General features: G+C 61.2%; 22 protein-coding genes and 3 pseudogenes. 9 read left to right on the top strand and 16 right to left on the bottom strand.

Annotated features, from left to right (window positions below):
- Window positions 1-58 precede the first annotated feature (58 nt).
- The 13 genes and pseudogenes from V1283_RS32235 to V1283_RS32175 form a co-directional block, all read right to left on the bottom strand.
- Window positions 59-2,302 carry a hypothetical protein gene (locus V1283_RS32235; RefSeq protein WP_334390657.1) on the bottom strand — a complete coding sequence of 748 codons (2,244 nt, stop codon included), beginning with the start codon at window positions 2,300-2,302 and terminating at the stop codon, window positions 59-61.
- Between the two features lie 249 nt (window positions 2,303-2,551).
- Window positions 2,552-6,532, bottom strand: a complete 3,981-nt coding sequence (locus tag V1283_RS32230) for a DEAD/DEAH box helicase family protein (RefSeq protein WP_334390656.1) — start codon at window positions 6,530-6,532, stop codon at window positions 2,552-2,554.
- Window positions 6,525-9,188, bottom strand: coding sequence for a hypothetical protein (locus tag V1283_RS32225; protein ID WP_334390655.1), 2,664 nt, complete (start codon window positions 9,186-9,188; stop codon window positions 6,525-6,527). Before V1283_RS32225 ends, V1283_RS32230 begins: the two co-directional genes overlap by 8 nt.
- 41 nt (window positions 9,189-9,229) lie before the next feature.
- Window positions 9,230-10,939 carry an Eco57I restriction-modification methylase domain-containing protein gene (locus V1283_RS32220; RefSeq protein WP_334390654.1) on the bottom strand — a complete coding sequence of 570 codons (1,710 nt, stop codon included), beginning with the start codon at window positions 10,937-10,939 and terminating at the stop codon, window positions 9,230-9,232.
- A 201-nt stretch (window positions 10,940-11,140) separates the two neighbouring features.
- The gene (locus tag V1283_RS32215; RefSeq protein ID WP_334390653.1) at window positions 11,141-11,788 is read right to left on the bottom strand and encodes a hypothetical protein; all 648 of its coding nucleotides are present in this window, start codon (window positions 11,786-11,788) and stop codon (window positions 11,141-11,143) included.
- The gene (locus tag V1283_RS32210) at window positions 11,760-12,680 is read right to left on the bottom strand and encodes a DNA-processing protein DprA (protein WP_442895898.1); all 921 of its coding nucleotides are present in this window, start codon (window positions 12,678-12,680) and stop codon (window positions 11,760-11,762) included. Before V1283_RS32210 ends, V1283_RS32215 begins: the two co-directional genes overlap by 29 nt.
- A gap of 267 nt (window positions 12,681-12,947) precedes the next feature.
- Window positions 12,948-13,208 (bottom strand): hypothetical protein, encoded by a 261-nt coding sequence (locus V1283_RS32205; RefSeq protein ID WP_334390651.1) that lies wholly within the window; start codon window positions 13,206-13,208, stop codon window positions 12,948-12,950.
- Window positions 13,209-13,219: 11 nt separating this feature from the next.
- Window positions 13,220-13,468, bottom strand: a complete 249-nt coding sequence (locus tag V1283_RS32200; protein WP_334390650.1) for a hypothetical protein — start codon at window positions 13,466-13,468, stop codon at window positions 13,220-13,222.
- Window positions 13,469-13,477: 9 nt separating this feature from the next.
- The gene (locus tag V1283_RS32195) at window positions 13,478-13,687 is read right to left on the bottom strand and encodes a hypothetical protein (protein ID WP_334390649.1); all 210 of its coding nucleotides are present in this window, start codon (window positions 13,685-13,687) and stop codon (window positions 13,478-13,480) included.
- A gap of 437 nt (window positions 13,688-14,124) precedes the next feature.
- Window positions 14,125-15,163 (bottom strand): annotated as a pseudogene (gene dinB / locus V1283_RS32190) (DNA polymerase IV).
- 62 nt (window positions 15,164-15,225) lie between these two features.
- Window positions 15,226-15,951: an SOS response-associated peptidase gene (locus V1283_RS32185; RefSeq protein WP_334390648.1), complete on the bottom strand. Its 726-nt coding sequence runs from the start codon at window positions 15,949-15,951 to the stop codon at window positions 15,226-15,228.
- 3 nt (window positions 15,952-15,954) lie between these two features.
- Complete coding sequence (locus V1283_RS32180; protein WP_334393252.1) at window positions 15,955-16,404, bottom strand: hypothetical protein; 450 nt, start codon at window positions 16,402-16,404, stop codon at window positions 15,955-15,957.
- Window positions 16,405-16,450: 46 nt separating this feature from the next.
- Complete coding sequence (locus tag V1283_RS32175) at window positions 16,451-16,846, bottom strand: hypothetical protein (RefSeq protein WP_334390647.1); 396 nt, start codon at window positions 16,844-16,846, stop codon at window positions 16,451-16,453.
- Between the two features lie 145 nt (window positions 16,847-16,991).
- Between V1283_RS32175 and ku the strand changes: the two genes are divergently transcribed.
- From ku to V1283_RS32150, 5 genes and pseudogenes are all read left to right on the top strand, one after another.
- Window positions 16,992-17,924, top strand: coding sequence for a non-homologous end joining protein Ku (gene ku / locus V1283_RS32170; protein ID WP_334390646.1), 933 nt, complete (start codon window positions 16,992-16,994; stop codon window positions 17,922-17,924).
- A gap of 6 nt (window positions 17,925-17,930) precedes the next feature.
- A pseudogene (locus tag V1283_RS32165) lies at window positions 17,931-18,267 on the top strand (hypothetical protein).
- Window position 18,268: 1 nt separating this feature from the next.
- A complete protein-coding gene (locus V1283_RS32160; protein WP_334390645.1) occupies window positions 18,269-18,931 on the top strand; it encodes an HAD family hydrolase in 663 nt (220 codons plus the stop codon).
- A gap of 68 nt (window positions 18,932-18,999) precedes the next feature.
- The gene (locus V1283_RS32155; protein ID WP_334390644.1) at window positions 19,000-19,503 is read left to right on the top strand and encodes an NUDIX domain-containing protein; all 504 of its coding nucleotides are present in this window, start codon (window positions 19,000-19,002) and stop codon (window positions 19,501-19,503) included.
- A complete protein-coding gene (locus V1283_RS32150) occupies window positions 19,500-19,964 on the top strand; it encodes a metallophosphoesterase family protein (protein ID WP_334390643.1) in 465 nt (154 codons plus the stop codon). The genes V1283_RS32155 and V1283_RS32150 overlap by 4 nt, the downstream gene beginning before the upstream one ends.
- A 22-nt stretch (window positions 19,965-19,986) precedes the next feature.
- Here V1283_RS32150 and ligD read toward each other — a convergent pair whose 3' ends face one another.
- Complete coding sequence (ligD, locus tag V1283_RS32145) at window positions 19,987-20,934, bottom strand: non-homologous end-joining DNA ligase (protein ID WP_334390642.1); 948 nt, start codon at window positions 20,932-20,934, stop codon at window positions 19,987-19,989.
- Between the two features lie 141 nt (window positions 20,935-21,075).
- On the opposite strand from ligD, the gene V1283_RS32140 reads away from it, so the two are divergent.
- A complete protein-coding gene (locus tag V1283_RS32140; protein WP_334390641.1) occupies window positions 21,076-21,690 on the top strand; it encodes a cell envelope biogenesis protein TolA in 615 nt (204 codons plus the stop codon).
- 205 nt (window positions 21,691-21,895) lie between these two features.
- On the opposite strand, the pseudogene V1283_RS44835 reads toward V1283_RS32140, so the two are convergent.
- A pseudogene (locus V1283_RS44835) lies at window positions 21,896-22,006 on the bottom strand (ATP dependent DNA ligase); the annotation flags it as partial.
- Window positions 22,007-22,380: 374 nt separating this feature from the next.
- Here V1283_RS44835 and V1283_RS32130 point away from each other — a divergent pair.
- Genes V1283_RS32130 through V1283_RS32120 form a run of 3 tightly spaced genes read left to right on the top strand, consistent with a single transcriptional unit; the run spans window position 22,381 to window position 24,994 of the window.
- Window positions 22,381-23,847 (top strand): amidase family protein, encoded by a 1,467-nt coding sequence (locus tag V1283_RS32130; protein WP_334390640.1) that lies wholly within the window; start codon window positions 22,381-22,383, stop codon window positions 23,845-23,847.
- Window positions 23,848-23,897: 50 nt separating this feature from the next.
- Entirely contained in the window at window positions 23,898-24,389 is a 492-nt protein-coding gene (locus V1283_RS32125) for a DUF302 domain-containing protein (RefSeq protein WP_334390639.1), read from the top strand.
- A 32-nt stretch (window positions 24,390-24,421) separates the two neighbouring features.
- Window positions 24,422-24,994: a TetR/AcrR family transcriptional regulator gene (locus tag V1283_RS32120; protein WP_334390638.1), complete on the top strand. Its 573-nt coding sequence runs from the start codon at window positions 24,422-24,424 to the stop codon at window positions 24,992-24,994.
- Between the two features lie 177 nt (window positions 24,995-25,171).
- On the opposite strand, the gene V1283_RS32115 is transcribed toward V1283_RS32120, so the two are convergent.
- Complete coding sequence (locus V1283_RS32115; RefSeq protein ID WP_334390637.1) at window positions 25,172-25,435, bottom strand: hypothetical protein; 264 nt, start codon at window positions 25,433-25,435, stop codon at window positions 25,172-25,174.
- Window positions 25,436-26,108: the final 673 nt, after the last annotated feature.

Below are 26,108 nucleotides of genomic sequence, written 5' to 3'. Positions count from 1 at the left end.
TCTTCGCCGGGTCTGTGTTCGCCAAGCTATGGCTGGAGCGCCAAAGAACCCACGCCTTCTAGCCCGAGGGGTTGCCGCCAAGACTGTCGCGCGAGACCTCGTAGTAGCCTCGAATGGCGTTCGTCCCGGCGTCCCAGCGGGGTTTGCCGCGTCCGATCAGCACGGACCGCGACAGTAGTTCGTTGCGCGTCAAACAGGCGTTTTCGGGAATGAGGATACAGTCGGGACATGCACCCCCACGATGATTGCAGATGCTTTCCGAGCCGCAGCGCAGGCTGGTGGGATCGACCATCTTGTTCAAGACTTCATTTCCGAAGTTGCGGTCGCCCCGTTCCCTCCACATGGAGGAAAGGTTTCCGAGATCCATCGTCATGCCCCGGCGGTAGACGAGGAAGGCTAGATCGGGAGTGAAAATGTGTTCGCCGAAGGAGCCAAGGTCCAGTCCTGACATCGACGCTGATACTTCGATCAGGTGATGGGCCATCGTGTGCAGGAGCGTATATACGAACGGGTAAGCATGCCTGATGACGCTTCGTTCCCGACGATACTCGTCCAAAAAGCGGGAGAACCTGACGTCATCATTGTCCTGGATGAGAGCGAATTCTTCGATAAGACGTCCGCCCAGGCGTACTCCGTTGGGAGCCGGACCGAGAGGAATCTCATTCACGGACAACCAACGCAGCACGTTCGCTTCTTCCAGCCGAACGTAGAAGCCCTCGTTCGATTGCATCAGGCAGAGGACCGGATGTCGAGGCGCCTCACCGACCATCACCCGGTCGAACAGCCTTAGGCGGACCGGCATCTCTCCCTGTCCAGCCTTGTCGCGCCGCACGGTCGGCGTCGCCGACGTCCGCGTGTACCCGAAGGTGTATTCGCAGACCTGAACGTCTCGCACTAATCGCATCTCGGCAATTCCAAGAAGATCCAGCCGTCGGCGCGAGGCGGAACGGATCTGCTCCCTTTCTGCCTCTTCGGTTACTTCGTCCGGAAAGAGGAATTCGTCCAGGACCGTCACGTCGACGGAGATCTGTTTGCCGTCAGCAAGTTGGCCGCCGTGGAGCTTTTCCTCGGCGAGCGTCCTGTGTTCGACGGCCATCCGGATGGGATCGAAACGGCGCACGAATTCGTGCCGTGCCGCGCAGGCGTTCACGATTCCCGGCTCTGCCTGACGATGCTGCGCGAACACGGTCGCGTTCCAGTCGGCATCCATCCTCGCGATCGTTGCAAGCTGCGCGTCGATCATCGCTCGCGGCGTGGCTGGGTTTCCCAGCAGCATCTGTGCCACCAACCGGAGCTGGGCGTAGTTCGACCACTCGTTGCCCCGACCGGCGTCCCGCAGGAGCGATTCTTTCTCTTGATCCGTGAAGGTCGTGGCGGGGTATCCGAAGTTGCCAGCGAGAAATGTCGCGAGTTCGGCCTCGCGCGCCCCCGCGAGAAGCTGGAGGTAGCGGTCCTCGTTGAAGACAAGTAGTCGATCGCCGTGCGTATAATGCACAGCCGATGCCCGGTAGGAGATCGGCTCCATGTTGATTTCAGCGAACACGGCCCGATCCTGCGGCTCGGTCTGCGTCGTGAGCGGTCCGAGTATCCCCAGCGTCCAGCGGTCCCGCTGCAGCAGTTGACGGGGTGTGCGGCAAGCCACGCACTCGAAGTGCCAGCCCGAGAAGGGGCCGGGCGGGCGTCGCAGGTAGAAACGCTCGGAATCGCAGGACGCGCATCTACGGATGGTATGAATTTCGCCCGTGATCGACCAGTACCTGTACCGGGGAGATATCGGTTCGACTTCGCCGGACCAGTGCGCCATCACGACATCGAGCTGCTGCCAGTCGTCGGAGCATTGGTCTCTGCCTCCCGGACAGGACTCGCGGAAGCGCTCGGCTTCGGAGAGCAGAGATTCGACCCTGTCGCATTCGCGGTGAAGACCGCATCGGCCGCAGACAAATGCGAGCGGGAAGGGCACGTAGCCCACTCTGTCGGGGACCTGGAAGGCAAGGTCGCCGAGGGCCACGTCGACGACGTCATCCCTCAACACGCGGTTGTCGACGGCGAGCGAATTGGGAACTGGATGGAGCAGGCCGACGCCTCTGGTTGCACGCGACATCCAGGCGTCGAAATATTCCTGGATCTGCTCTCCGATCAGCCTGCGCGTCACGGTCCTCAGATCGTCGTCGGCCGCTCGATTTCCCGAGAACGAGATGGCCATGCAGGCGCCGGCACCACCCTCGAATGTGAACAGGCTGTTGGGGGCATAGGCCGATGCCAGTTGGGTTCTGGACCGTTGCATGGGAGGAGCGGTGGTCATAGGCCGGTCTCCACATCGAGTTCGCTGCCGGCAGCTCGACGCCCGCGCCGACGCGACACGCCGCGATTTCGGATCACGGCCATCGCATCGCCGACCTGTTCGGAGGTCAGTCGACGGTTCAACTGACTTCGCGGGGAGCCGACGATAGTACCATGGGCGTCGACATCCCTCAGGCTCGTCATCGGTCGTGGAAGTCCGGCGAGGGGGTTGTTCCAGAAGTCGTTCAGCGAGCCGGTGAAGTCGCCGCTTTCAGCCTCCCGCTCGATCCTTTCCGCCGCCGCGCGAACAAGTTCGGCGTAGTGGGGCAGGATTGTTCGGCATGGCGACTGAGGCATCCACACCGATCGCGGTTGCGACAAAGGCGATGCAGTCGGCGAACGCGGCCGGATCGTTGAATACCCGCGCGAATTGATCAATTCGCGTGGGCAGCAGAACGGCGCCCTTTCTCGCCTCCGAAGCACGCACGAAAGCTTCATTGTGACGCACGCCCGCGACCCACGTCTGCACCAAGGAGGGGACGGTACGGCCGATGGCCTTGTCCGCCCATCTCTCTACCGCCGGCGGCGAAATCATGCGTTCCAGAAGACGGTGGAAGGATTCGTGCACTTCGACGACGAACCGGTCGCGCCTCGTCTGCGGCGTCGGTATCAGCAGCGAGAACCCGACATGCGTGCGTCCGACGCGGGACGAGGCTTGGATGTACTCCGCGATATCGGAAGGCATGCCGGCGAAGGCCATCGCGTTGAACGACTCGACGTCGACGCCGTGCGAGATCGCCGACGTCGCGACTATCCCGCGAAGCGCGGTCGCGATCTCATCGGTTTTTGGATCGAACGGCTCCTCTGCCCGACGGATGACCGACTGAATTCCGCCGATATCGACACCGCCCGAAATCAACTCCATGGCGAATGATTCAACGGCGTAGTCATCTCCCATTGCCGCGTGAGCTTCTTGAAATTCGGATTCCAGTGCCGAAAGTATCTGATCGCCGCCCTTCTTGTTCGTAACGTAGGTCAGTTCGATCCGATGGAGATCCAGCAGGTCGTTCAGCCGGTCGTAACGGCGGTTTGCCGACGCCGCGGCTATGGCTCCGCGACGCCGGTCCGACCAGCGCGCGTCGGACACACATATCTCGATTTCAGCAGCGGCTCGGGCGTTGCGGACCGGATCTGCTGCGGAAAGATCTCGTTGCCAGCGCGTGATGGTCGTCGCGTGAGCGGCCAGTACCGAAAGCGTGGTAACGGTGTGCAGACGCCCGTTAGTCATAAGGCTTGCGTAGATTCGTCCCCAGGGAGCGGCCGCCTCTCGGCCGGCGGGGCTCGTTCCTGCGGAGGACCTAGCGCGTTCTGCTTCCCCTCCCGACGTGAAGGCTGCCATGCGTGTGTAGAAGCCGCCATGGAGGGAGGGGCCCGGATGGGGAAACTGTACGACGCGCTTCTGGTACAAGGCGCCCGTGTGTTTGGCGACGTCAGCCGCGGTGGCGGTTGCGCCTATGACGTGCGGCAGACGGGGAATGTTCTGATTGTTGGGAAAGCGTCGGACCCTGTTGCCCAGCAGCGGAGCTAGGCGACGGAGCCATGCGAACAACGTCGTCTCGAAGATGCCTCCAAAGGTGCCAAGGCTTTCCTCTAGGAGATGCATCTCGTCCTGGACAATGATACTGGGAAACGGATCGAAGAACGCCTCGACGCCATCGGAATAGGATGGCCTGACTCGCTCGAAGTCCTGGGGCGGTGCGGCAGAGGCGGCGGCGCCGTCGACCATGTGGAATAGTCCGTTGGGGCCGCCCTGCAGCAACCTTGCCATCCCAAACATTCCACCGATCTTGTCGATGGTACTCGTGTTCTGGCCGAGCAGCGCGAGTTTGTCGATCGTACCCAGCAGGATCGAAGGAGCCGCGCGATAGATATCTGTGTCGACGAGCAGGAAGGGCAACGGCTCCGGCGGCCGGTCCCGTCCGCGATGTTCGCGATTCCAGTCGCAACGTCCATTGTCGCATACGATGCCGAGTCGGTGCTCACGCTCTGGAAACAGACGGAGCGTCGTTCCGTCGATATGGTTGCAGAAGGGGCAGATCGGAAGCTTATTCCAAGATTGTTTGGCGACGGCGTAGGCGCGATCTTCGGCTTCGGCGCTCGAGAGCAACCTATCTTCCGATGCTGCGCGGGCGCTATTCCACGTCGGAATGCAGCGCAGCGGCTCAGCGACGGAGGTTCCCCTCTGCGTACTGTTCGGGGTATTGCTGCCCCCCACCCAGAAGCCGATTTCGAAAGGGGCACCATCTAGCGAAGACTGCCGGCGAACCATTTCCGCATGGGCCAACAATCTGGCGAGACGCTGGGCCTGCTGCACAGTCAAGAGCCGCAACGGATAGTGCATCATGGCGGTTACGCCGCGATGTTTTCCGCGTAGCCGGTCCAGAAAGAGCGCGAAAGTTAAGACGCCAAAGAACGCCTCCGTCTTGCCACCGCCGGTGGCCATGTAGAGCAAACTTGCGGATTCTTCGTCGAACTCTGCGTCGAAATCCGATGCGAACTCATCGACCCTGGATGCCAGCGTCGGAATGTGCGCGACAATGAAGGCTAGCTGAAACAGGCGCCAACCAGGCCTCAAGTCTGGACGCTCGGGATTTGCACGCGCGAACGTTCGATTGAGAAGAAGCCACGCTCGATAGGGGAGGGCTTCCGCAGCCGTCGGGACCGCCTGAAATGACCGGTAGGATCGTTCAAGCAGGTCAAGTCCCTTTCGAATCCTGTCCTTCTCCCTCCGCCAGCTTGCGAGGTCGGCTTCGAAACGCGTACGCTGAAAGGCCTCGTCGGCTTGAGTGCCTTCTTCGCCGGGTTGAACGATTTCTGTAAGAGCCGCCACTTGCGCAATCCAGGCGTCCATTGCGTCGGTCAGCGCGAAGAGGTCGGCGACGTTGGTCGTCTCAGCGGCGAGGATGGCATAGCTGTTGGGCACGGACGGAATTTCCGTCGCGGCGATGCGCGGCAGGACATAACGCGGCATCCATGTGGTTCTGAGCGCCCGGATACCAGCGGAAGCGCCAAGGTCCACGACACCACCGTTTACTCCGATCGCCGGCATCGTCATGAAGCCCGCGAGATGGTAGCTTCGTTTCACGCGCTCCAGCCGGAGGGGGCCCAGCGCGTGTTCAGGCAGTTCGAGCCGGATCGAAACGTTGAAAAGACCGCATTCCATCCGCTCGTTGTCTTCACGCAGGTTCTCGATTGCGATGCGTACGGAGTAGGAGCCTGCTTCCAGCGGATCCGGAACGGGTTGGACGAGAAGCTGGACGTCGAAAACCGGAACGACGTCGCCGTATACTGGCGCGTCGGCCCGCGCTGTGGCGAGAAAGCGCTCCCAACCTTCTCGGTCCCAGAAAGCTTCCGAAGTCGGTCGCATTCTTCGCCATGCGCTTTCGCCGCCTTCGGGCGAGGCCAACCACACCCGACAGGCGTCGTGGATACTTGTGCAGAGCGTGGCGGAATAAGTTGTGGCCACGCGTTCCCAGGTGGCCGGATCGCAGGGGAGGGGAAGCTCTAGGATCGGTGCCTCGACCGATACCCGTATCCACTTGAGCGGAGTTTCGTAGCGGCGGGAAAGACGGTCAGGGATACGCAGCCGTCCCGTCGTTGGAGGCGTGGAGTCGATTTCGCCTCCGGCGTCGTCCACAGTTCGGTCGTCGCCCGCCGGCAAGATCGCGCGTTCTGGCACAACAACACCCTGTGCGATGTGAACGGCGCGCGATATCTCCGCGCGAAGCTGCGCCTTTCGTGCCGTGGGCGTGTCCGCTGGAATCTCGGCCGTCGCGCGCTGGTTTATGGCGTTCTTTATCTGGTCCCGACCGGCGTCGCTGAAATCCGCACGAGGTATCAGCCATCCGTCACGCGCAAAAAGCTCGTCGGAGGTCGGAAGCCCGCGCAGATAGACGCTGAGGGCAGGAATGACACGCAAGACACCATGCGTGCCTGCGCGTACCCTGAAATCGAGCCCGTGCGACGGGATCCGGATGTCGCTCGACTCATCGTCGTTGTTCTGATTGTTCCTCGGCAGAATGAATCCGCTGGAGAGCTTGTAGGAAGGTTTCGCACCGACAATGACGGCCCCGTAGGCGCCATCCCCTGACACAACACGCCGGGTCCGTTCCAGAACGGCATCGCACACTGCTTCCTTCAGTTCCTGTCGTTCGTCGGAGGACATGCCCTCGAGAGAGATGGGATCAGCCATTTCGTCCCCCCTCATTCGATGTAACGACATCGACCACTGCGTCGACGCCCTCGAGGACCTCTTGCCAGACGTCGCGCATCGATGCCCAAGCGGTGGTCGCCTCGGGGTCGAGGATAAATTGCACGACGCGCTGATTGAACAGGTGGCCCTCCTGGGCACGATACGACCGGGAGGGCGTGATCGCCGCGTCCCAGTACGCCTTTGCGAGCGCATCCTGGATTCCGACGGCGTGCATAAACAGAAGGAAACGGGGCCAATCGCGGGCCGCGCCGGGTTGCCTTGCGCCGTCGATTTTCATCGGGGCGTCGTCGGCGCTCAGCCAGCGCGTGATGTTATGGAGTTCGGAATCCGGCACGGATCCGTTCATCGCTTGCATGCTCCGCAGAACATGCCGTGCCTTGTCCCTGACCGTTGTGCCCGGGGTCTCTCGGCGTATTCCGGCGATCGCCTGATGGTAAAGGCCGAGTTCTGCGAGACTTCGCCGTGATCCCGCTATCGCCCTTCGGATGAGCTCCCGGACGTCATTCTTCAACACGAGAATGCTATCCCCCGCTTCAATTTCGCGCGCAACTACGCGTTCGAAGGGGCGAGCTTCGCCTGGCGACAGCAGCAGCACGTCGCTCGTCGGCCGGTAGCGAAGTATCTGACCTCTCTGCGTACGGATTTCGACCACCGGGCCTCGGTACGCCTCGTTCGCCTGAGTGAGATCGATGCGTTCTTCCTGGTCCGTTACCACGATCCGGAATTCTGCCTCGGCGAGATCCAGTGCTTCATTGGTGCCGCCGCGCCTGAGGGCCTCGGTGATGGCCTTTGCTCGCGCCGCGATCGACGCGAAGGCAGCGATTCGGCCGAGCGGGGCGAGTTCTGCGGACAGTAGGGCGCTTCCCGCGGCGTCGCCGAGGAGTAGCACCGTCTCCGGCGCGAGTTCCATCGTCAGAAGCGCACGGATCGCCTGCGGTCCGGGACCGATGACGACTATTCGTCGGACCTGTGCTGCTTCGCTGAGGTCCGCGATGCCCTTATGATCGATGATCGTACAGTCGCATCGCACGGCGCGATCCGAAGCCAGGTAGGTTTCGGCGATCCTTCGGTCCGGAAACGCAATCACGGTACTCGCAGCGTTCCATGCCGATTGCTCAAGAAGGCTTGCCAGCTTAAGGGAGACAGGAGTTTCGGATTCCCACTCGCCGACCTTCGAGCCGATCCCCTCGACGAGCGACCTGATTTCGGACGAATATGCGGGCGCTATTTCAGCAACGGCGAGCAACGCTCCGAGCGCCATCTTCGGCCTGAACATCGCCCGGACGCTCGAATCCACCTCGTCGTCGGCGTCATACAGGATGTCGGTGATCTCCCGCGCCTCGGAAAGTCCGATCGGGAGCGATGCGGAGCGTCGCAGGAACGCCAGCGTTCTTGATACCACGGCGGCGCCGGCGTGCGCGTCCTCCCGTAGCGCCCGACCCAACACAATGAGTCGGTCGCGCAGCGGCGCGAGAGAGGCGTCCTTGATATCGGCTTGAAAGGCGATGGCCGGCATCTCGGAGGGCAGCTTCGCGACCGGTCCAAGAAGACCGCGATGATCCAAATAGGCACCGATCTCGTACACGCGCCCCCGCGGTCGGCGGACGGCCGCGGACGCCTTTATCACTCTGGTCGCGCGCCGGAAGGTGAAGGCATCTTCGGTCAGGACAAGCGCGGCGGGCCGCCTTCCGCTCGCGACGTCGAAAGATTTAAGGAGCGCTTCGAGCCTCGGCTCCCATTGGTCGGGCAGTTCGGATCGGCCCGGTCTCGTGAGGTCAACAATGACGACGTCCAATCCAAAAGTGCGGACACGCTCGCTTTGTACGAAGCGGGCGAGTTCTTCGGCACGCTTTGCTGGAGGTAGACCGAGAAGCGCGAATGGCGTTTTCATCGGATCGCCCACATGATCGAAACGGTCGCCCAGCCCCGCATTCCTCTCCCCGAGGAACGTATGTCGGCGGACCCGCCGCAGGATTTTGTCCGCCGACGGTCCGTAGGGCGGAGCGGGCTTGGACGTTACGGGTGCGAAAACCGCGGTCGTCTCAAGGACCGTCGGACTTCTCACGATGATGCTGGCGTCCGAAAGCGGGCGTCCGGGCGACGTCGCCATCTGCAAGTCTAGATCGCGCAACCTTATCTCGATCATTTCGAGCGAGTTGTGCGCGAGGTCGGTTCTTTTCCAGTCCTTGGAATGCGCGTCGTTGATTGCAGATCTCGCCGCCGCTGCGATGTCAGAAGGATTGACAAGGACCAGCCGTGCGGCCCAGGTCGCCCCATCGCGCCACGGCCAATATGCGAAGCTGGCGTGCGCGAGATGACCCATCCCACGGGCTTCGCGAAGCGCGACGCACGCCGCGACGAATGCGCCGCCCGGCGGCTCTGGCCACGTCATAACGACCCGGTCGCTTCCGTCCTTGATGCATTCAAAGATAGCATCGATCACCGCGCGGCCCGCGTCTGCGAACAGCCATTCCGACGGCTTCGCGCGGATGGCGAAACGCGTGCGAGTCGCCGTGGAAATTCCCGGCCGCTCCAGCGTGGACGTTTCCCGGGCTTTCTTGCTCGCGGCCGCGAGGAGGGTACGGGTTCGATCGGCATGAGCTCTCTGCTGGGCCTGCCTCTCGGCGGGATCCAAACTTCGAGTGCCCGGACCGGGGTTGTTGATACGATGGTTCTTCACGCTGCAGCCTTCGCTCGCATTGAGGAGGCGGCGGACAACGCGTATGCCAACTCGACGGCCTCCTCAAAGTCCGCGAGCCGGCTCATGGCGGTTTGGAGGCAGCGCGGATCCGGCAACGGCAGGTTCTTCAGCGAACCGACTGAGATGCTCGTCGAGCCGCCAATACGACGATAGCGTCGGTCGACGGCGGCACTGTTCAGGAGTTTGCACAGCAGCTTGAGCGCAGGACGTCCGCCGTTGGGTGTCAGAAGGATAGTATGGTTCTCTGTTACAAAGCCGCGATACTTCTTGACGATCTTCCTGGGAATGACGGCGGCAACCAGTCTTTTGGCCTGTTTGCTGTTGGTTGTTCGCTGAAGAATTATCGACGGCGTCCGGACAATGCCGGCGGTGGGTACTTCAAAAGTTACGAAATCGACGCCGCGATGGGTCTTGCTGGTGGGATGGCACTGCTTTCCGGGGCGTATGTTCTTCGCCCAGAAGAGCGGATAGGCGCCAGGCTTTCTGGCTCCGCGACTGAGACGGTGCTCCTCGCGGTTCCAGACGAAGTATCCGGCCCTCGGCGTTACGCCGTAGTCGCACAACCGCGACACGCATCTATCCATTGCGCCGCGGTCGTCTCCGGACTGATCCGGTATAATCCATGGAGAGGTCTGTGCGGTGCCCGGCGCGGAGATTATTCCACATTCGCTGAACCGCCATTCGCTGTCTATCCGACCGCATGACGGAGCAAAAAGCTTGGCCGCGCCAGGCGCCCTTGCCCGGAAGAGCGACACGCATGTATCCTGTTGGACATCGTGGAAGACGTCCTGTCTTTCGAGGATATCGACACGCAGCACCTCGGCCCGCGACCTGATGCTTTCCCGCAAACGCGTGAATAAGCCGCCGGAGAGGAAGCTCGATGGTGAGACGACCGCGACCAACCCTCCCGGCTTCACGAGACGGAATGCGAGGTCGATGAAAAGAGCGTAGCGATTTATGTGTCCGGGAGCAGAGACGGCGTCCCAGTCGGGTACGAATTCGGGGTTTGCATTCAGAATCCTGCCGTAGGGCGGGTTAACGAAAACCGCATCATATCGGATGGGATTTTGGCCCAACTGCAGCGAGTCTCCGACCCTCAATATGGCTTTTTGAGCTTTCCGGTCGAACGGTTCGCCGAGGCGGTCGCAGACGAGGGCGTCTCCCAGGAGCGCGAGATGCGGATCGATCTCGATTCCGGTCAGGCGCGTCCGTATGTCCCGAACGTGGCAGCCGAGCTCGACCATTCTCCCGGCAATGCTGGATACGAAGGCCGCTCCTCCCGCGGCCGGGTCGATTATTCGGGCCTTCGTGAGATCGAGGCCAGCCAGCTCAGACCTTTGAATAAGATGACGAACGATTGCCGGCGGGGTGAAATAGGTCGCCTTTTCTCGCCGCAAGGACGTGTGGATGAGCAGGGTGTAGAACGTGCTGATCCAGTAGTGCCTCTCGTCAATATCGAGAAGGGCGAGCACCTGCGAGAGATTTGCCGTCGCTTTCGCGAATTTCGTGCCGGTTTGCGAAGAGCCGTCCAGCAGCGACAAGGCGAGCGAAAGCCGCGTACGGGGTTGCAACTTCTCGATAGAATTGAAAGATGCCTCGATGCCAGCGATCGCCGACCTGAGCGCGGCTCGCACGTCATGTGCGGCGGCTACCGCCGTCTGGTTGTTTTTTGCCGCGCCCGTCACATCCCACCCCGATCCAACTCTAGCGCCTGCGCCGTAATAAGGACACAACAAAAATTGTGTTTTACCCGAAATGCAACTGGGTGCTTAACTCGCGAGATGCTCGTGCCAAGGATTGCTTCAGACGGCGTGGAAGGCGTCAATGAGCACCTTCGAAGAGCTATAGCTTTCAAAGGGCACGGAAATGGTTGGAATCTTACCGGCCTATTTCAGCAAGTCTTCAATGCTCACATCTTCAAACGGATTCGGAATAGCTCGGCGCGTCACAAAGATGCCGGAGATCTTGGTCGTTGGGAAGCGCGCCTGGAGCGTGTCCTTCATCGCCCTGAAATGGGCACCAGCCGTTAGCATGTCGTCCACGACGCCAATGTACTTTGGGTCGCCTGGCCCGCATAAGGATTCGTCGATCTGATAAATCGCTTTTAATTGGTCGGGCGTTAGCCGCTCACCTTCGTGAACAGCGTCGGTTGATTGGGTCTGAACAACAAGCTCGCGGACATCGACCTTTGCTGTTGATTTTATCGCGTTGCAAATACGCGTTATGCGATCGTCATATGCAGGATCGGTCTTTATCTTCGATGGCGGTGTTGGCACCAGCACTGCCTCTTCCATCCATTTCGGATTGAGTGCTGGCCCCATATCTACGGCGCAGCGCTCGATGGCGCCTGCCTTATATTGATAACCGCCGGCACCCCTTTTCTTTTTCAGATTGTAGATGAGTTGGTTGGCTTCGCCGTCATAGCCAGCGCCGGCGGTGTATTCATACAAAAAGAAGCAAACGTCGTCAGACGTCAGGTAGTAGTGGTCCCGTAGATTCGTATCATCAATCTTTCGAAAGCGGACCGTTGGCACCGAGGGCCTTCCAAATATCTGACGGTTCTTTAACGCGGATCGCGCCTTTGCTCTCGTAACTAGTAGGCCAGGAAATGTCATTCCTCGCAAAACAAGAATCGAGAATGAATAGCTTGCGTCCTTGCTGCAACGCAGCTCGCGCCTGCGTGAGTGTGCCGCTGGTGTCACTTGCTTCGACTATCACCGTCGCCTCCGTGAGAGCGCTCATGGTGACATTGCGCGCGGGAAAAAAGAGCTTGTTCTGAGGTACATGCTGATTTGCATACCGCAATACTGGAACTTGCGAGATCAGAAGATGGTTTGTCGCAATTCGACGTTGTAGATCTTCGTTCTCTCTTGGGTATGAAACGCCGATCGGAGTTCCGATCACTGCGATCGTGCGGCCGCCTGCTTCGATCGCCGCGGTATGCGCTGCGGTGTCAATCCCATTTGCGAGCCCAGAAACGACTGTGAACCCTTTGGCCACGAGTTCGCGTGCAATTCTGCCGGCGCGACGTTTCCCTTCTTCAGTTGCATCGCGACTGCCAACAACAGCAACAGAGCGGGTTTCGGTAAGCTCCCAAGTGCCTTGGAAATACAGCATCTCAATCGGGTATCGAGCATCACGCAGTTTCTGCGGATAATTGCCTGCATGATGTATTCGAACGCCGAAACGGGAAACGCCGGCCTTCGACAGACGCCGCACAACCTCCCGAGCACGTCCGTGAGCCACGGTCGGCGACACAAAGTCGGAGGGCACCGCCGTTGGATCGGCGGCGAACTTATCAGCTATAGATTTGAACGTCGCACCTTTTTGAAGCCAAAGCTCTTCGTACGCACCAAGCTCACACAGAGGCGAGATCGGCGCGACGGCAGGACCATCATCTGATTTTGCAAGAAGTGCGGCGTTCATCGGTTTCCTATAGTCATCTTCGTACAGCGATTCGGGAATAGCAAACCGTGCCTTTTGACGACTTTCCAGCGCGGCTTCTGTTCCATCAGCCAACCTAGCACAAATGCCTAACAGACTGTTTTCACTTTAATTTCTATGTCTGTAAGGGACTAAATTGATGGATTGGCGCAAAGGTCGCGCCAGCATTCGGTGTCGACTTCGCTCAGCTTCCTGGCTAACGACGGCGAGCCTCATCGCTCGACCTTCGCCAATGAGTCAGCGCCATGGCTAGTTGGGCCGTTGGTTGATCAACAGATTGCCGACCGTCTCCTTGACGAAGGCGCGGACCTTCCTTTCTCGCGCCGCGGCCATCGGCGCCAATGGCATGGTGCCTGCTATCTCCACCAGTTGTGCCCTCATATCCGAACGATAGCCGTCCGGATCGTCCGCCATCGTGGCAATGATCTCGAACATCGTTTTCAACATCAATTGCGTGGATACATTGCTGGCGATGTAGCGCGCCGTCGCTGTTTCTTCGTCTTCCGGCATGGTCTGCTCCTCTACAACGCACTCAGCTCGTCCGGCACGTCGCCGAACTTCTTGATCACCTTTGCATCGCCGAAATCGCCCGTCGCGGGATCTCCGGTCCGGCTGAAGGCCACAGCTCCTACATGGCCCGGCTTGCGCGACAAAGCTTCCGCGCGCATGACCACCGCGACGGGGTTCAGGCATTCGGTTGGTTCGCCGGCCGCAATGCCACCGTCGGCCGCGATAAAGGGCAGCGCCACGAAGTAGGTTACTTCGGTCACGATTCGCTCCTAGCCGGAATAGGTCTGAAACCGCCCTCGCACGTAGGCGTGTGAAACGGCCTTCTTCAATTCGCTCACCTCGGATTCCAAATATTCGTTCGCGACGATCAACGCCCGGATCGTGGACCGCATGTCGCCGCCACACGCCGCAATGGTTTGATCTACCGCAGCATCCAGCCCATCCGCGTCCTGGGCGTTCGGCTGTGAATCCGAGGACATGACGCTGTTCCAGGTTGACCGGCTGGTGCCTATGTTCCTATTTTGTTCTCATGGAGTCAACCCGTCGTTACAACCTCCTGGACCCTGATGCGGGAGAATTTCGAGTGCTACACCGTCCAGGACGCCAGCGGCGACACGATGGCCTGGCTCTTTGCCGCGATAACAAGCGACGTTACAGCGCCAGCGCCAGCAACCTCGGAGGAAGCGCGCCGGATCGGAAAGGCTATAATTCTCCCTAGTTGATTGGGCAGCGTCAGGGCTTTTAGTCGAGTGGGGGCGGGCCTCGCTGGCGGGCCGATCGCCGTATCACGTCGCCCTGGAGGACACCGACATTCGCGCGCAACGCGGCGGGAAGAGCGTGATCGTCTTCTCCCAAAGATCCTGTCGGGACAGATTGAACTCAACGATCGACCTGAAAAGGAAATGACATGACGCGATCACATCGGCAGTGCTAGCTGCGATTCCGCGTCGTCGACTTGCTGCAGCGCCGATAGCGAGACTCCCAGAAGCCGGACCGGCTTTGGGACCGGTATCTCGTCCTGCAGCAAAGCGACCGATAGGCGTTCGAGATCGCTGCGGCTCGAAACCGCGACGAGGACGGATTTGCTGCGCGTGATGATCTCGAAGTCGTTGAACTTCATTTTAAGCGTCACCGTGCGTCCCCGGTTTCCGGCGCCTTCGCAGTACCGCCAGACCTTGTCGATCAGCGGTTGCAGTTCGACGACCATGGCGTCGAAGTCGGTGAGGTCGGTGGAGAATGTGTTTTCGGCGCCGACGGATTTCCGGATCCGGTCGGCGCGGACCTCACGGTTGTCCACGCCCCGCGAGATCCAGTAGTAGTAGCTTCCGGCCTTCCCGAAGTTTGCCTGCATGAATTCGAGCGACTGGTTACGCATGTCGAGGCCGGTGTGGAGGCCGAGGGAGTTTCATCTTGGCGCTGGTTGCCGGCCCGATTCCATGAAACTTGCCGACCGGCAGGTTTTCTACGAATGCCGGGCCCATCTCCGGCGTGATCACGTATTGCCCGTTTGGCTTGCGGTAGTCAGAGGCGAGCTTTGCCAGAAACTTGTTGTAGGAGATGCCGGCCGAAGCGTTGAGGCCTGTTACCTCCTTGATCTTTGCACGGATCGCCAACGCGACGTCCCGCGCCAATGGAGTGCCTTGCAGATTTTCGGTCACATCGAGGTAAGCCTCGTCCAGCGACAGCGGCTCGATAATCGGGGTGTGCTCGGCGAATATCTCGCGTATCTGCTGGGAGACCGCCTTGTAGACCTCGAAGCGCGGCTTCACGAAGATCAGGTCTGGGCATTGCCGCTTCGCGGTAACCGATGGCATGGCCGACCTGACGCCGAACTTGCGCGCTTCGTAGCTGGCCGCCGCCACGACGCCCCTTTCGCGGGATCCACCGACGGCGACCGGCTTGCCGCGAAGATCCGGATTGTCCCGCTGCTCGACCGATGCGTAGAAGGCATCCATGTCGATGTGGATGATCTTGCGCTGGCGGTCCAGTGGCGCCGCCTGGTCGTCGGGTTCATCGGTCACGCCATTGGTCCGGCCTGGTCTTCCTTCATGCCACGGGCGACAATCCGGAGCGTGTTGTCTGGAAGCGGCCGCTGCAGCTTCAGGGCCTCGTCCAAGGGGGCCGTCATCCAGGCCTCCACTTCGTCCGGCGTCGTCAAGATCGCGGGCATCGCCTTGGGGTGGATGGCACCAACGTCAGCATTCGGCTCTGTCGTGAGGAACGCGTAGAGGTCGTTGGTCGTCTCGCCTTCCTTGACCTTCCGGACGGACGTCCAGTTGGTCCAGATACCGGCGAAGCAGGCGAGGGGGCGGGTCTCATCGAGCGCGAACCAGATGTCGCCGCCCTCAGCCTTGTTGAACTCGCTGAACGAGTTGAACGGCACCACGCAGCGGTTCTCGGCTCCCAGCCATCTCGTCCAGTGCTTGCTCTTCACGTTGCGGATGTTCGTCGTGCCGCCGTCCGGCTCCATCCTTAGCAGCTCCTTGAAATCGACGGTCTTGCCCTTGGCCTGCAGCTTCTCGGCTCGCTTCTTCGTGGCGTCCATCAGCGCTTTTGACGACGATGGCATTCCCCACCGCGCTGTCGCGAGTTCGCGGCCCTCGGCACCGTTACGCACGATTGGCGCCGTGTAGTCCGGAAAAACCCCCGGCATCGGCGCCAGATTACCGACGTACCGGTTCACGACGCGAAACAACGCGATGATAGCGGCCTGGTTGGTGGTGATCGAATAGAGATTACACATCGGTCAGGCTTCGGTTCGAGGGTGGCGCGGCTGCCAGGCTAATTGTAGCAGAGTCGCGGATGGACGCCGGCCCGCCTTGGCGCATTTGCGGCAGCGCAGCCGGCTGGCGAGATCGTGCACGAAGGTGGTCGGCGGATGCTTCATTGCCGCGAGGTCGACGTCACTCGGCGTCTTGCAGCGCGCGCACTTGATCTCCAGCCAGGGAAAACCTCCATTCACGGCTTGGTCGATGGTGGGCGACGGATCGATCGGCTCGCCGTCTGACCACATTCGCTCGTTCCAGCTTTCGCAAAGCAGCCTATCAGCTTGCTGGATCATCGCCTCGCCCTTGGCTCGCATCTCGGCCGATTGAGCGGCCAGGATGTTGGCCATCGCGCGTGCTTTGCCGAGCTCTTTCGCCAGAGCCTTGCGGTCGCCGCCCGACAGGGGCGTAGGGTGGTACTTCGGGGCCATCCGCACATCCACGCGCAAAGAGATCGGATCGGCGATCCGGAGCGGGCTACGGCGTCTCGAACGCCGGCCAGCACCCATCTTCTTCATGTCTGCCGGTGCGCTGCTGACAGGAATTGTCGAGCAACCGCTGCGCGACGTCCTTCCAGACCGCGTTGGCGCCATACAATCGGACTGCATCGGCAGTCTGGATTTCCACCGTCCGCTCGCAGCGACGGCACGAGATGCGCAGCACGTGGCGCTGTATCTCGGAAAGACGTCGCTGCCGCAGCTGGGCCCCGGTCGCGTCGGCGCGCGGGTCTTTGAGGACCGATTCCCAATATTCGGCCGGGAGCGGCGCATCTGGAGCCGCGGCGGGGGGAATCGGCCTTCGGGCCGCTTCAGCGGCCAGTTTCTCCATCAGCTTCGGGGTCGGCATGCGCCAGCTTGCGGGTCGGTCGGTCATTCTGAATTAGAACATAAAGAGAACAAAAGTCGAGTCCGCTCCGGCCCGTGCCGATAAAAAATCATCTTGGGGGAAGGGGGCGCGATGTCGGAACCAAGCTCGGTGGATCGTCTTGAATCCGGCATCAGTATCGGAGTTCCCCGCCATGGCCCCCCGCGCTAACTGGAAAGGCTTCCTGCGTCTTTCCCTCGTCACCTGTCCGGTAGCGCTCTATCCGGCCACGTCGGAATCCGAAAAGGTCTCGTTCAACCAGCTCAACCGGAAGACCGGCCACCGCATCAAGTACGCCAAGGTGGACGCAGATACCGGCGAAGAGGTCGACAACGAGGATATCGTCAAGGGCTACAAGGTCGATACCGACACATTCATCGAAGTGACGAAGGAGGAGCTCGAGAACGTCGCGCTGGAATCGACGCGAACCATCGAGATCGACGAGTTCGTCGACCGCAGCGAGATCGACCCGAGGTATCTGATCCGTCCCTACTACCTGGTGCCGGACGGCAAAGTCGGTCACGACGCCTTCGCGGTCGTCCGCGAAACGATCCGTGAGATGAACAAGGTCGCCATCGGACGGGTGGTGCTGACCAACCGTGAGCACATCATCGCCCTCGAGCCTATGGACAAGGGCCTGATGGGGACGCTGCTGCGCTATCCTTACGAGGTGCGTTCTGCGGACGAATATTTCGACGACATCCAGGATGTCAAAGTCACCAAGGACATGCTTGATCTCGCCAGGCACATCGTCAACCAGAAGGCGGGCCACTTCGAGCCGGACAAGTTCGAAGACCAGTACGAAACCGCCCTCATCGATCTCATCAACCAGAAACGCGCCGGCAAACCTATCACCGCGAAAGCGCGACCCCGCGGCGAGAACGTGGTCGACCTGATGGACGCGCTGCGCAAGAGCATCGGAGGAGGCGCGGCGGCAGCGACAGAGGCGCCGAAGAAACCAGCCAAGAAGGCGCGCAAGGCGGCGGCCGGGCAGAAGGAAATGCTGATGCCGATTGCTGGCAAGAAACCGGCGAAGGAGGCCGCGGCGAAGAAGCCGGCAGCCAAACCGCAGCGAAAGTCGGCCTAGCATATCGTGAAACACCCGGTGACGCCGGACGGCCGCTACTTCGTCGTCTGCGGCAGACTCTGGCGGATGGCAAATCCCGGTCTGGACAAGGTCGAGCGAGCCGCGCTCGTCGGTCGGCTGATGGAGGCCCGGCGGGCAGTGCGCGCCGCCAGGAAAGCGGCCAATCCGGACGCCGAAGCAACGGCGCATCGGGCGGTGGACGAGGTCAAGCAGGCGCTTGGCGAGCGCGGCCCCCGTGTGGTGGGGCGACGGGTCGCCAGATCTCAACCGGCACATGGCGAAGAACACACTTTATGCCGAGTGGTATGCAAAACTAGCTCGCTCCGACCAGGGAGGAATGTGAATTGCCAAAAGCCGCTATCTTCGATCTGGATGGCACGCTTTTGGACTCCGTGGATCTCCACGCGTTGGCCTGGCAGGAAGCCATGCTTAAGTTTGGCCACGATGTAGGTTTCGAACAGGTGAGAGGCCAAATCGGTAAGGGCGGAGACAAGCTCATTCCCGTCTTCCTGTCTCCTGACGAACAACGAGACCACGGCAAAGAACTGGAAGACTGGCGAGGCAATCGTTTCAAAACCGAATATCTGCCGCTGGTACGTCCGTTCTCGGCGGTCCCAGAACTGCTGCGGCGCGTGCGCGACGCTGGACTTCAGATTGCGATTGCTTCCTCGGCCAAGAAAGATGAGGTCGAGAAGTACCTCGACATCGCTCACATCGCCGACCTGGTGGATCGGAAAACGTCTTCGGACGATGTAGAAGAATCCAAACCCGCACCGGACATCTTCGAGATCGTCCTCAAGAAGCTCAAGATCGAAGGCGCCGACGCCGTCGCGATCGGTGACACGCCCTATGACGCTGAAGCGGCGGGGAAGGCTGGCATCGCGACCATCGGCGTGCTTTGCGGCGGGTTTGCCGAGAGTTCGCTGAGGCAAGCCGGATGCGTCGAGGTGTATCCGGGGCCTGCTGCGCTGCTAGCCCTTTTCGAACGTTCGTTGCTGCGCAAGTAGCCAGTCATCGTGCCTCAGATCCTGTGCCCTTGCTAAGCCCTCGATTTGCGTCTCAAAATAGAAGCGAAATGGCAGCGCTGACAAAGACTTCCAAGCGATCGACATTGAGCGCCGGCATTCTGGCCTACCGAAAAGGCGCTCGCGGGCTCGAGGTTCTGCTCGTTCACCCCGGCGGTCCGTTCTGGCGCAACAAGGACGACGGCACCTGGTCCATCCCGAAGGGTGAAATCGATGCCGCGGAAGATCCAGAGCAGGCCGCGCGACGTGAGTTTGCCGAGGAACTCGGCAGCAGCGCCTCCATTGGTCGGCTGCAGGCCTTAGGGGAGGTTCGGCAGCGAGGAGGGAAACGCGTCATCGCATTCACCGGCGAGGGCCATTTTGACCCCGCGGCACTGGCGAGCAATACGTTCGATATCGAATGGCCGCCCCGAAGCGGTCGGCGACAGAACTTTCCTGAAGTCGACCGCGCGGAATGGTTCGATATCGAGTTCGCACGAACGAAGATGCTCTCCGGGCAAATGGAGCTTCTCGATCGTCTTTTGGCGATGACTGGTGAGAGCGCCGGGAAATGACGTTCAAGATTGGAATCATTTCGGACACGCACGGCCTTTTGAGGCCCGAGGCGGAAGGACGCCTGACGGGCGTCGATCACATCATTCACGCCGGCGACATCGGACGCCCCGAGATCCTCGACGCGCTTCGCCGGATCGCGCCCGTCACCGCCATCCGCGGAAACGTGGACAGCGGCGAGTGGGCCCGCGAATATCCCGACACGAAACTCGTGCGCCTGGCGGGAAAGTCGATCTACGTCCTGCACGATCTGAAGACGCTGCAGGTCGATCCCGGCGCCGGCATCGACGTGATCGTCTCCGGGCATTCCCACGTACCGAAGATCGACACGGTCGGCGGCGTTCTCTACCTGAATCCCGGCAGCGCGGGACGGCGGCGCTTCAAACTGCCGATCACGTTTGCGACGCTCGAAGTCACGCCTGCGGGCATACGACCGGAAATCCACGACCTTGAAGGCGACTGAACGCACCGCCGCGGAGGGATCGCTATTTACGCGAACGTTCTCGTTCGTGCACGACATCCTTCGCGCGCTTGTCGGACCTGAGTCCGAGGTAGACGGGCTGGCGCAGTTCGCCCTTGCCCGTCCACTCCGCAAATTTGACCTCGGCCACCAACGACGGCCTGACCCAGGTCGTAGCGGCCTCGTCCTTCACTTTGGCAGGGAAGGGTGATTTAGAGGCCGTCAGCTTCATGAGCTTGGCATGGAGGTCTTCCAGGACCTTGTGGCTGAAGCCAGTGCCGACATGACCGATGTAGCGCCAAGCGTCATCTTCGCGCACGGCGAGGACCAGGGCGCCGAAGAACGGCCTGGTGCGCCTGGGCGCCGTGAAGCCGGCGATCACCACTTCCTGTCGCTTTGCCGTCTTGATCTTCAGCCAATCCGTGGTGCGGCTTCCGGACGTATACGCGCTGTCGGCGCGCTTCGCCATGACGCCTTCCAAACCCTTCCGCTCTGCCTCGGCGAAGAATTTGGTACCATCCCCTTTGCGGTGAGCGCTGAAGGCGACCAGCTTGTCGCGCGGTAGAATCGCCTTCAGTCGCTTCTTGCGCTCGAGCAGAGGCTGCTTGCGCAAGTCGACTACGTTCTCAAACATGAGATCGAAGGCGCAATACAGGAGTTTCGCTTCATGGCGCAGCGCATTTTGGAGTAGCTGGAAATGCGAGACGCCGTCCTTTCCGATCGCGACGAGTTCGCCATCGATCACAGCGTCGCCCTTCACGCCCTCCAGCGCTTTGGCGACTTCCATATAGCTTCGGCTGATGATCTTGCCATTGCGGCTATAGAGCGCAACCTTGCCCCGCCGGATTTCCGCGATCATTCGGAAGCCGTCGTACTTGTCCTCGAAAATCCAGCCGGGATCGTCGAACGCCGCGTCGGTGAGCGTAGCGAGCATCGGCTGCAGGCGCTTGGGCAGGGTCGACGTCCGGCTCATTCGAGGCAATCTTTTCAAGAGCGCGTTGTGAAATGCATGGAAGTCCTTCAAGGATGAGGGAACGCTTCGAGGCCGCGTCGTGTTCCGCAGTCGCCGTGGCGTGCGCGACATTGACTTCGATCGGGCAGGTGGATCAGGCCGATGGCCAGGAAATTAAAAACCTATCAGACTTCGCTGGGCTTCTTCGATCTGGCGATCGCGGCGCCGTCGATGAAAGCGGCTCTGGAAGCGTGGGGGGCGGACAGCAATCTCTTCCATCAGGGCGCGGCGAAGGAAAGTAACGATCCGGACATCATAGCCGCGGCCATGGCGAAACCGGGCGTTGTGCTCCGGCGCCCCGTTGGATCCGACGGATCCTTCGGCGAGCGTGCTGAGCTGCCAACCAATCTAGGCGGGTCTGGGCCAAGGAAGGCCACCCGCAAGTCGAAAGGCACTCAAGCGAAGCAGCCTTCCTCTCGCTCGGTCGACAAGGCGGCGGAACGAAAGGCCGCTCTCGCCTACGAACGGGAACAGAAACGGCGTGAGCGCGAACGAGCAAGCGAAGAGGCCGCCAAGCAGAAGGACCGTGAACGCCGTCAACAGGGGGTCGACAAGGCGCAGGCTGCATTCAACAAGGCCGAGCAGGAGCACGCGAAGCGGGCCGCGGCTATCCAGGCCGAGGTCGAGGCTCTTGAGAAGAGATCGCAAACCGAAGAAGCCCGCTGGGATAAGGAGAAGGAGCGATTGGAAGCCGCGCTGCGGCGCGCGCGAGGTTAGTTTCTGCGGCGGCACTGACAGGCGAAGGCCAACGGTCCCTTCAAACGTTCATCGTTCAGGATTTGGTACGCGTGCTGCGGCTTGGTTCACCGCGGCGCGGTCCCGTCGGTCCTCAGAAGCGAGCTCCATGACGGCCCGATGTAGCTCGGCCGGAATCGCCAGCGAGCTTTCCGGCGGCTTATTCAGAAGCGATCGAAAGCATCCATCACAGGTCCTCCCGCAGGCCCCGGAAGAACGGGTGCCGGACCTTTCCCTCGGCCGACATTGCGCGATACTCGATCTCGGCCAGAAGCTTGGGTTCAACCCAAATGCCCTGTGGCCGATGCGCTTCGCATAGGGCTGGGTCCTTCGGATGAGGGGTTTAAGCCGCTCTGCAGATCGGCGGCCGAAACCTGGTCGAAGCCGTGGTCGACTTTGCCGGCGTAGACCAGATCGTCGCCTTGCGCCAGCCGACGTAGGGCCAGTCCCACTTCGTACCATCGAGCCTGAAACCGGCAATGATCAGCCTCCCCTGAGCGGAGGTGGCGGCATCATCGGCACCTCACGCTTATGTGTCCAGCGACGCTGCACCCTCGCCAGAATTGCTATTGAATTACGATCGTAATTTTATATTATGATCGTAATGGCATTGAGCTGAGCCGCTGTTTGGCGGCAGCGGGATGCCGCCAAACAGCTCGTTGCGAGGATTTCATGGACGACACGACCGCCACTTCACGCCAGATTGCATCGCGAGACACCACAGATCTCACCTCGCTTGGGCTCGCAGCCGCTGCAGCAGCGGTTCGCAACGGCGACATCACGTCGGAAGCCTACACTACTGCGCTTCTGCAGCGCGCCCGAGCGCTTGCCGAGCTGAACGCCTTCATCACCATCGACGAGGCCGCTGTGCTCGAAGCCGCGAGGGACGCGGACAAGGCGCATGCGGCCGGCTCGGCGGCTCCGCTCCTGGGCGTGCCCCTCGGGGTGAAGGACAGCTATTTGACGAAAGGGCTGCCAACGAGCCTGGGTGTCGAAGGTCTCGCTCGTTTCGTGCCGCGCGAAGATGCCGACGCCGTCCGCGCCATTAAGAGTGCGGGCGCTTTGGTCTTCGGCAAGAACAATCTGGTGGAGATGTCCTACGGGCTTACTGGCCACAATGAGCGCTATGGCCAGGTGAAGAACCCGCACGCCCGCGATCGCGTAACAGGCGGCTCCTCAAGCGGCTCTGCCGCATCCGTGGCCGCCGGGATCGTACCGGCCTCTTTGGGTGGTGACACCGTCGGGTCGATCCGGGTGCCCGCATCGTTCTGTGGCGTCGTGGGATTCAAGCCGACCACCGGGCGTTGGCCGCGCAACGGCGTTGCGCCGATTTCCCATACGCTCGACACGACGGGCGCATTCGCCCGAAGCGTCGCGGACTGCATATTGGTCGATCAGGTCGTGACTGGTGAACAGGCTGCGGAGTTCTCCGACGGCGGCTACAACCTGAAGGGAGCCAGACTGGCCTTCGCGCCGCGCCAGTTCCTGGATCTCGTGGACTCGGAAGTCGAGACCCGCTTCCGCGAGGTGGTTCGGCGGCTGCAGGACGCCGGCGCTGAGGTCGTTGAGGTAGACCTTGGCGACGATTTCAATGCCCTCATCCAAACCGCGACATGGGGCATCTTCGCTCATGAGACGATGGGCGCAATTTCGGAATTCCTTCGGCGCCACGACATTCCGACCACATTCGAGGCGATCTACGAGAGCCTCAAGCCCCAGCTTCGCCAGGCGTGGGGGCACATCGTACTGCCAGGCGGTGCAGGCGCTACCTCGGTAGAGGCCTACCAGACGGCGCTCAACGTGAGCCGCCCGGAAATCCAGCGCCGCCTCAACACGGCGTTCGTCTCTCATGGAGCGCTGGTCATTCTGCAACCAACCACGCCCTGCACGGCGCCGTTGATCGCGGAGCAGGCGACGGTCCATATCGCGGGGCAGGAAGTCAGCTACCTCGCTTTGGCGAACCACACCGTGTCGGCAAGCAGCGTGGGGCTGCCGGGTATCAGCTTTCCTGTTGGCTTGTCTCGCGCTGGGCTGCCGATTGGCCTTGAGCTGGACGCCCCCTTAGGGAGCGACCGGGGACTTCTGCACCTTGCCCGCGGCATCGAAGGCATCTTGGACGAAAAGTCGCGTGCGATCTAACGCTGTGGTCCCTTCGCGTGGCGAAGCACAACCGATTAGAGGATCAACAGATGGCCATTGCACTGTACTCAACGCGTGTCATTCCGGTCGAGCACGTCACCATCAGCTCAACAAAGCCTTTCGAGGACGTTCGAGCCAAGCTCGCGACCTTGGCACCCCGCATCGATGACGGGATCTTCACTCTCCTGCGATATGGTGAAAGCACGCGGGCGTTTCGAGAGCTGGAGGCATGTCCGCCGCTCACCATTTTCGGTCAGCGTGACCACGGAGCGCTCCTGGCTATTGCTGGGCTGACGCGCCGATCCATCCAGTTCGATATCGGAAATCCGCTCACCGCATCCAAGATGACCCGCCACCAATTGTCCGCCGGGCTCTATGCGCCCATCCGCGTCCTATTGCGCGAGGATGACGATGGCGGTGTCGCGTTTGAATATGACCGACCAGCATCCGTTTTCGGCCAGTTTCGCAGCGATAATGTCGATGCAGTAGCCCAGCGTCTTGATCGCGAGCTCCAATTCTTGTTGGAAGCGGCTGCAGCGTAAGGGCTGCGGGATATTAGTGGAGTGGAGAGAAGATGCGTTTCGAGAAAGGTCATAAAGCAGCGACGCGGCGGCACATCGTCGATGTGGCGTCGAAGTGCGTGCGCCGAGACGGCATCTCCGCCGCCGGGATCGCCGGAATCATGGGCGAGGCTGGCCTGACCAAAGGGGCTTTCTCTCCGCACTTCGAGTCCAAGGAAGCGCTCGTTCGCGAGGCGCTGGCGAGCGCGCTCGGAGACCAGCAACATCGGCTCGATGAAGATCAGCAGAGGGGCCTGGCCCTCGAGGGGGCGATCCGGAGATACCTCAACCGCGCTCACCTCGAAGACCCGGCGGAAGGGTGCCCTTCGGCGGCGTTGCTCCCGGAAATCGCCCGCCAGCCCCTGTCCACTCGGCAGGACTACGAGAAAGCGCTGCGAAGCTACGTTTCGTCTCTGGCCGCACTACTTCCGGATGCCGATTCTGCAGCGAGCCGCCGCCGCGCGACCGCCATCTTCGGCCTCATGGTGGGCACCCTCCAGTTCGCGCGGGCCGTCCCCGACACTGTCCAGGCGGAGCAGATCCTGGAAGGCGGCGTTGAGGCCGCGTTGCACTTGGCGCGAGTTTGATCTTGCTAGTTCAGGAAGGGCGGAGAGGCTGAGCTTGCACATCCTGGTGAGCCCGGATCACCGAGGTTCAGCTACTGGACCATCGCGTCACTAAGCTGCGCTGCAAAATCTGGTCGCTATCGGTGCATAGTAGACTCTGGCCCGCCGTCCACCCCGGCATATTTATGGGTTCACGACTTAATCAGGAGGGCACTCTGGGCAGGTATCACCGATCGAGTTCAGCACGTCGCGAACCTCGGTCGCCGCTGCATCAGGGGAGACCCCTGCTGGCGGGTCTTCACGGGCGATATCGATCGCTCGCTCCCATGCATGTGGATCGGCGCGGTCCTGCATCCAACCGTGCTCCTCGCACTCGCGGATGGCGCCAGCGTTCTGGAGCACGTGGATCGCCCATCCGCGCAGTGTCCGTATCGCCGGCCTTCGTTCTTTTGTCATCAGCATGGAAATGGCTCCCTGATACGGCGAATCGATTTCTCCGTCATTCGTTCCGGCCGATAACACATGGCTGGGATTCGCGATGGCGGGAGCTCAAGGTTTGGAGTGCAGTGCGCACCCGCGAACTGCCCGCTTCAGGTTACGCGCTTGAAGTGAACGGCAAACTGAAGGCCGCGTTTGCGATCGGGGACGCGCCACGGTGAAAACGTTTCTCAACGCTTCAGGTTCGAATCTTTGACGCGCAGACCAAAGTTCGCGAGGGGTCCCAGTCCCTGAACTTGATCTTCCTGGCTTTTCGTTTGGGCGCGTGCGGCAAGTGCCGCACCGGGCTCTCGTGAACCGAGCCGCAAGGCGTCTCGGCCGTCCGGCTTCGATCCCTCGCGCGATCATGAGTCGCTCGCCGGAGGCACTCGCCCTCGGTCCCGCCGTCATTTCATTCCGGCGTCGCTATCACTGCCCTTCGTTCGGGTGCCTTTTTAACCGGTCTCGCGACTGCACTCGGTCCCGGGTCCCGCCGCTATCGCGTCGGCGCTATGCTGACCCTCCTGCGGGTGCCTCTTTCTCTTGCCTGCGCTTCGCTCCGGCGCTTTTCGCTACCTCTCTGCGAGGCCGCTTTTCATCGGAAATCGGGTGGAAGGCGGTGCGCCCGAACTTCTATCGTGCTCGGGAAACGGGAGCA

It is taken from the genome of Bradyrhizobium sp. AZCC 2262 (genome assembly GCF_036924535.1).
In the GTDB taxonomy this organism is placed as follows: domain Bacteria; phylum Pseudomonadota; class Alphaproteobacteria; order Rhizobiales; family Xanthobacteraceae; genus Bradyrhizobium.
The sequence above is the reverse complement of the archived record's forward strand: the minus strand, read 5'-3'. Positions and strand labels throughout refer to the sequence as shown.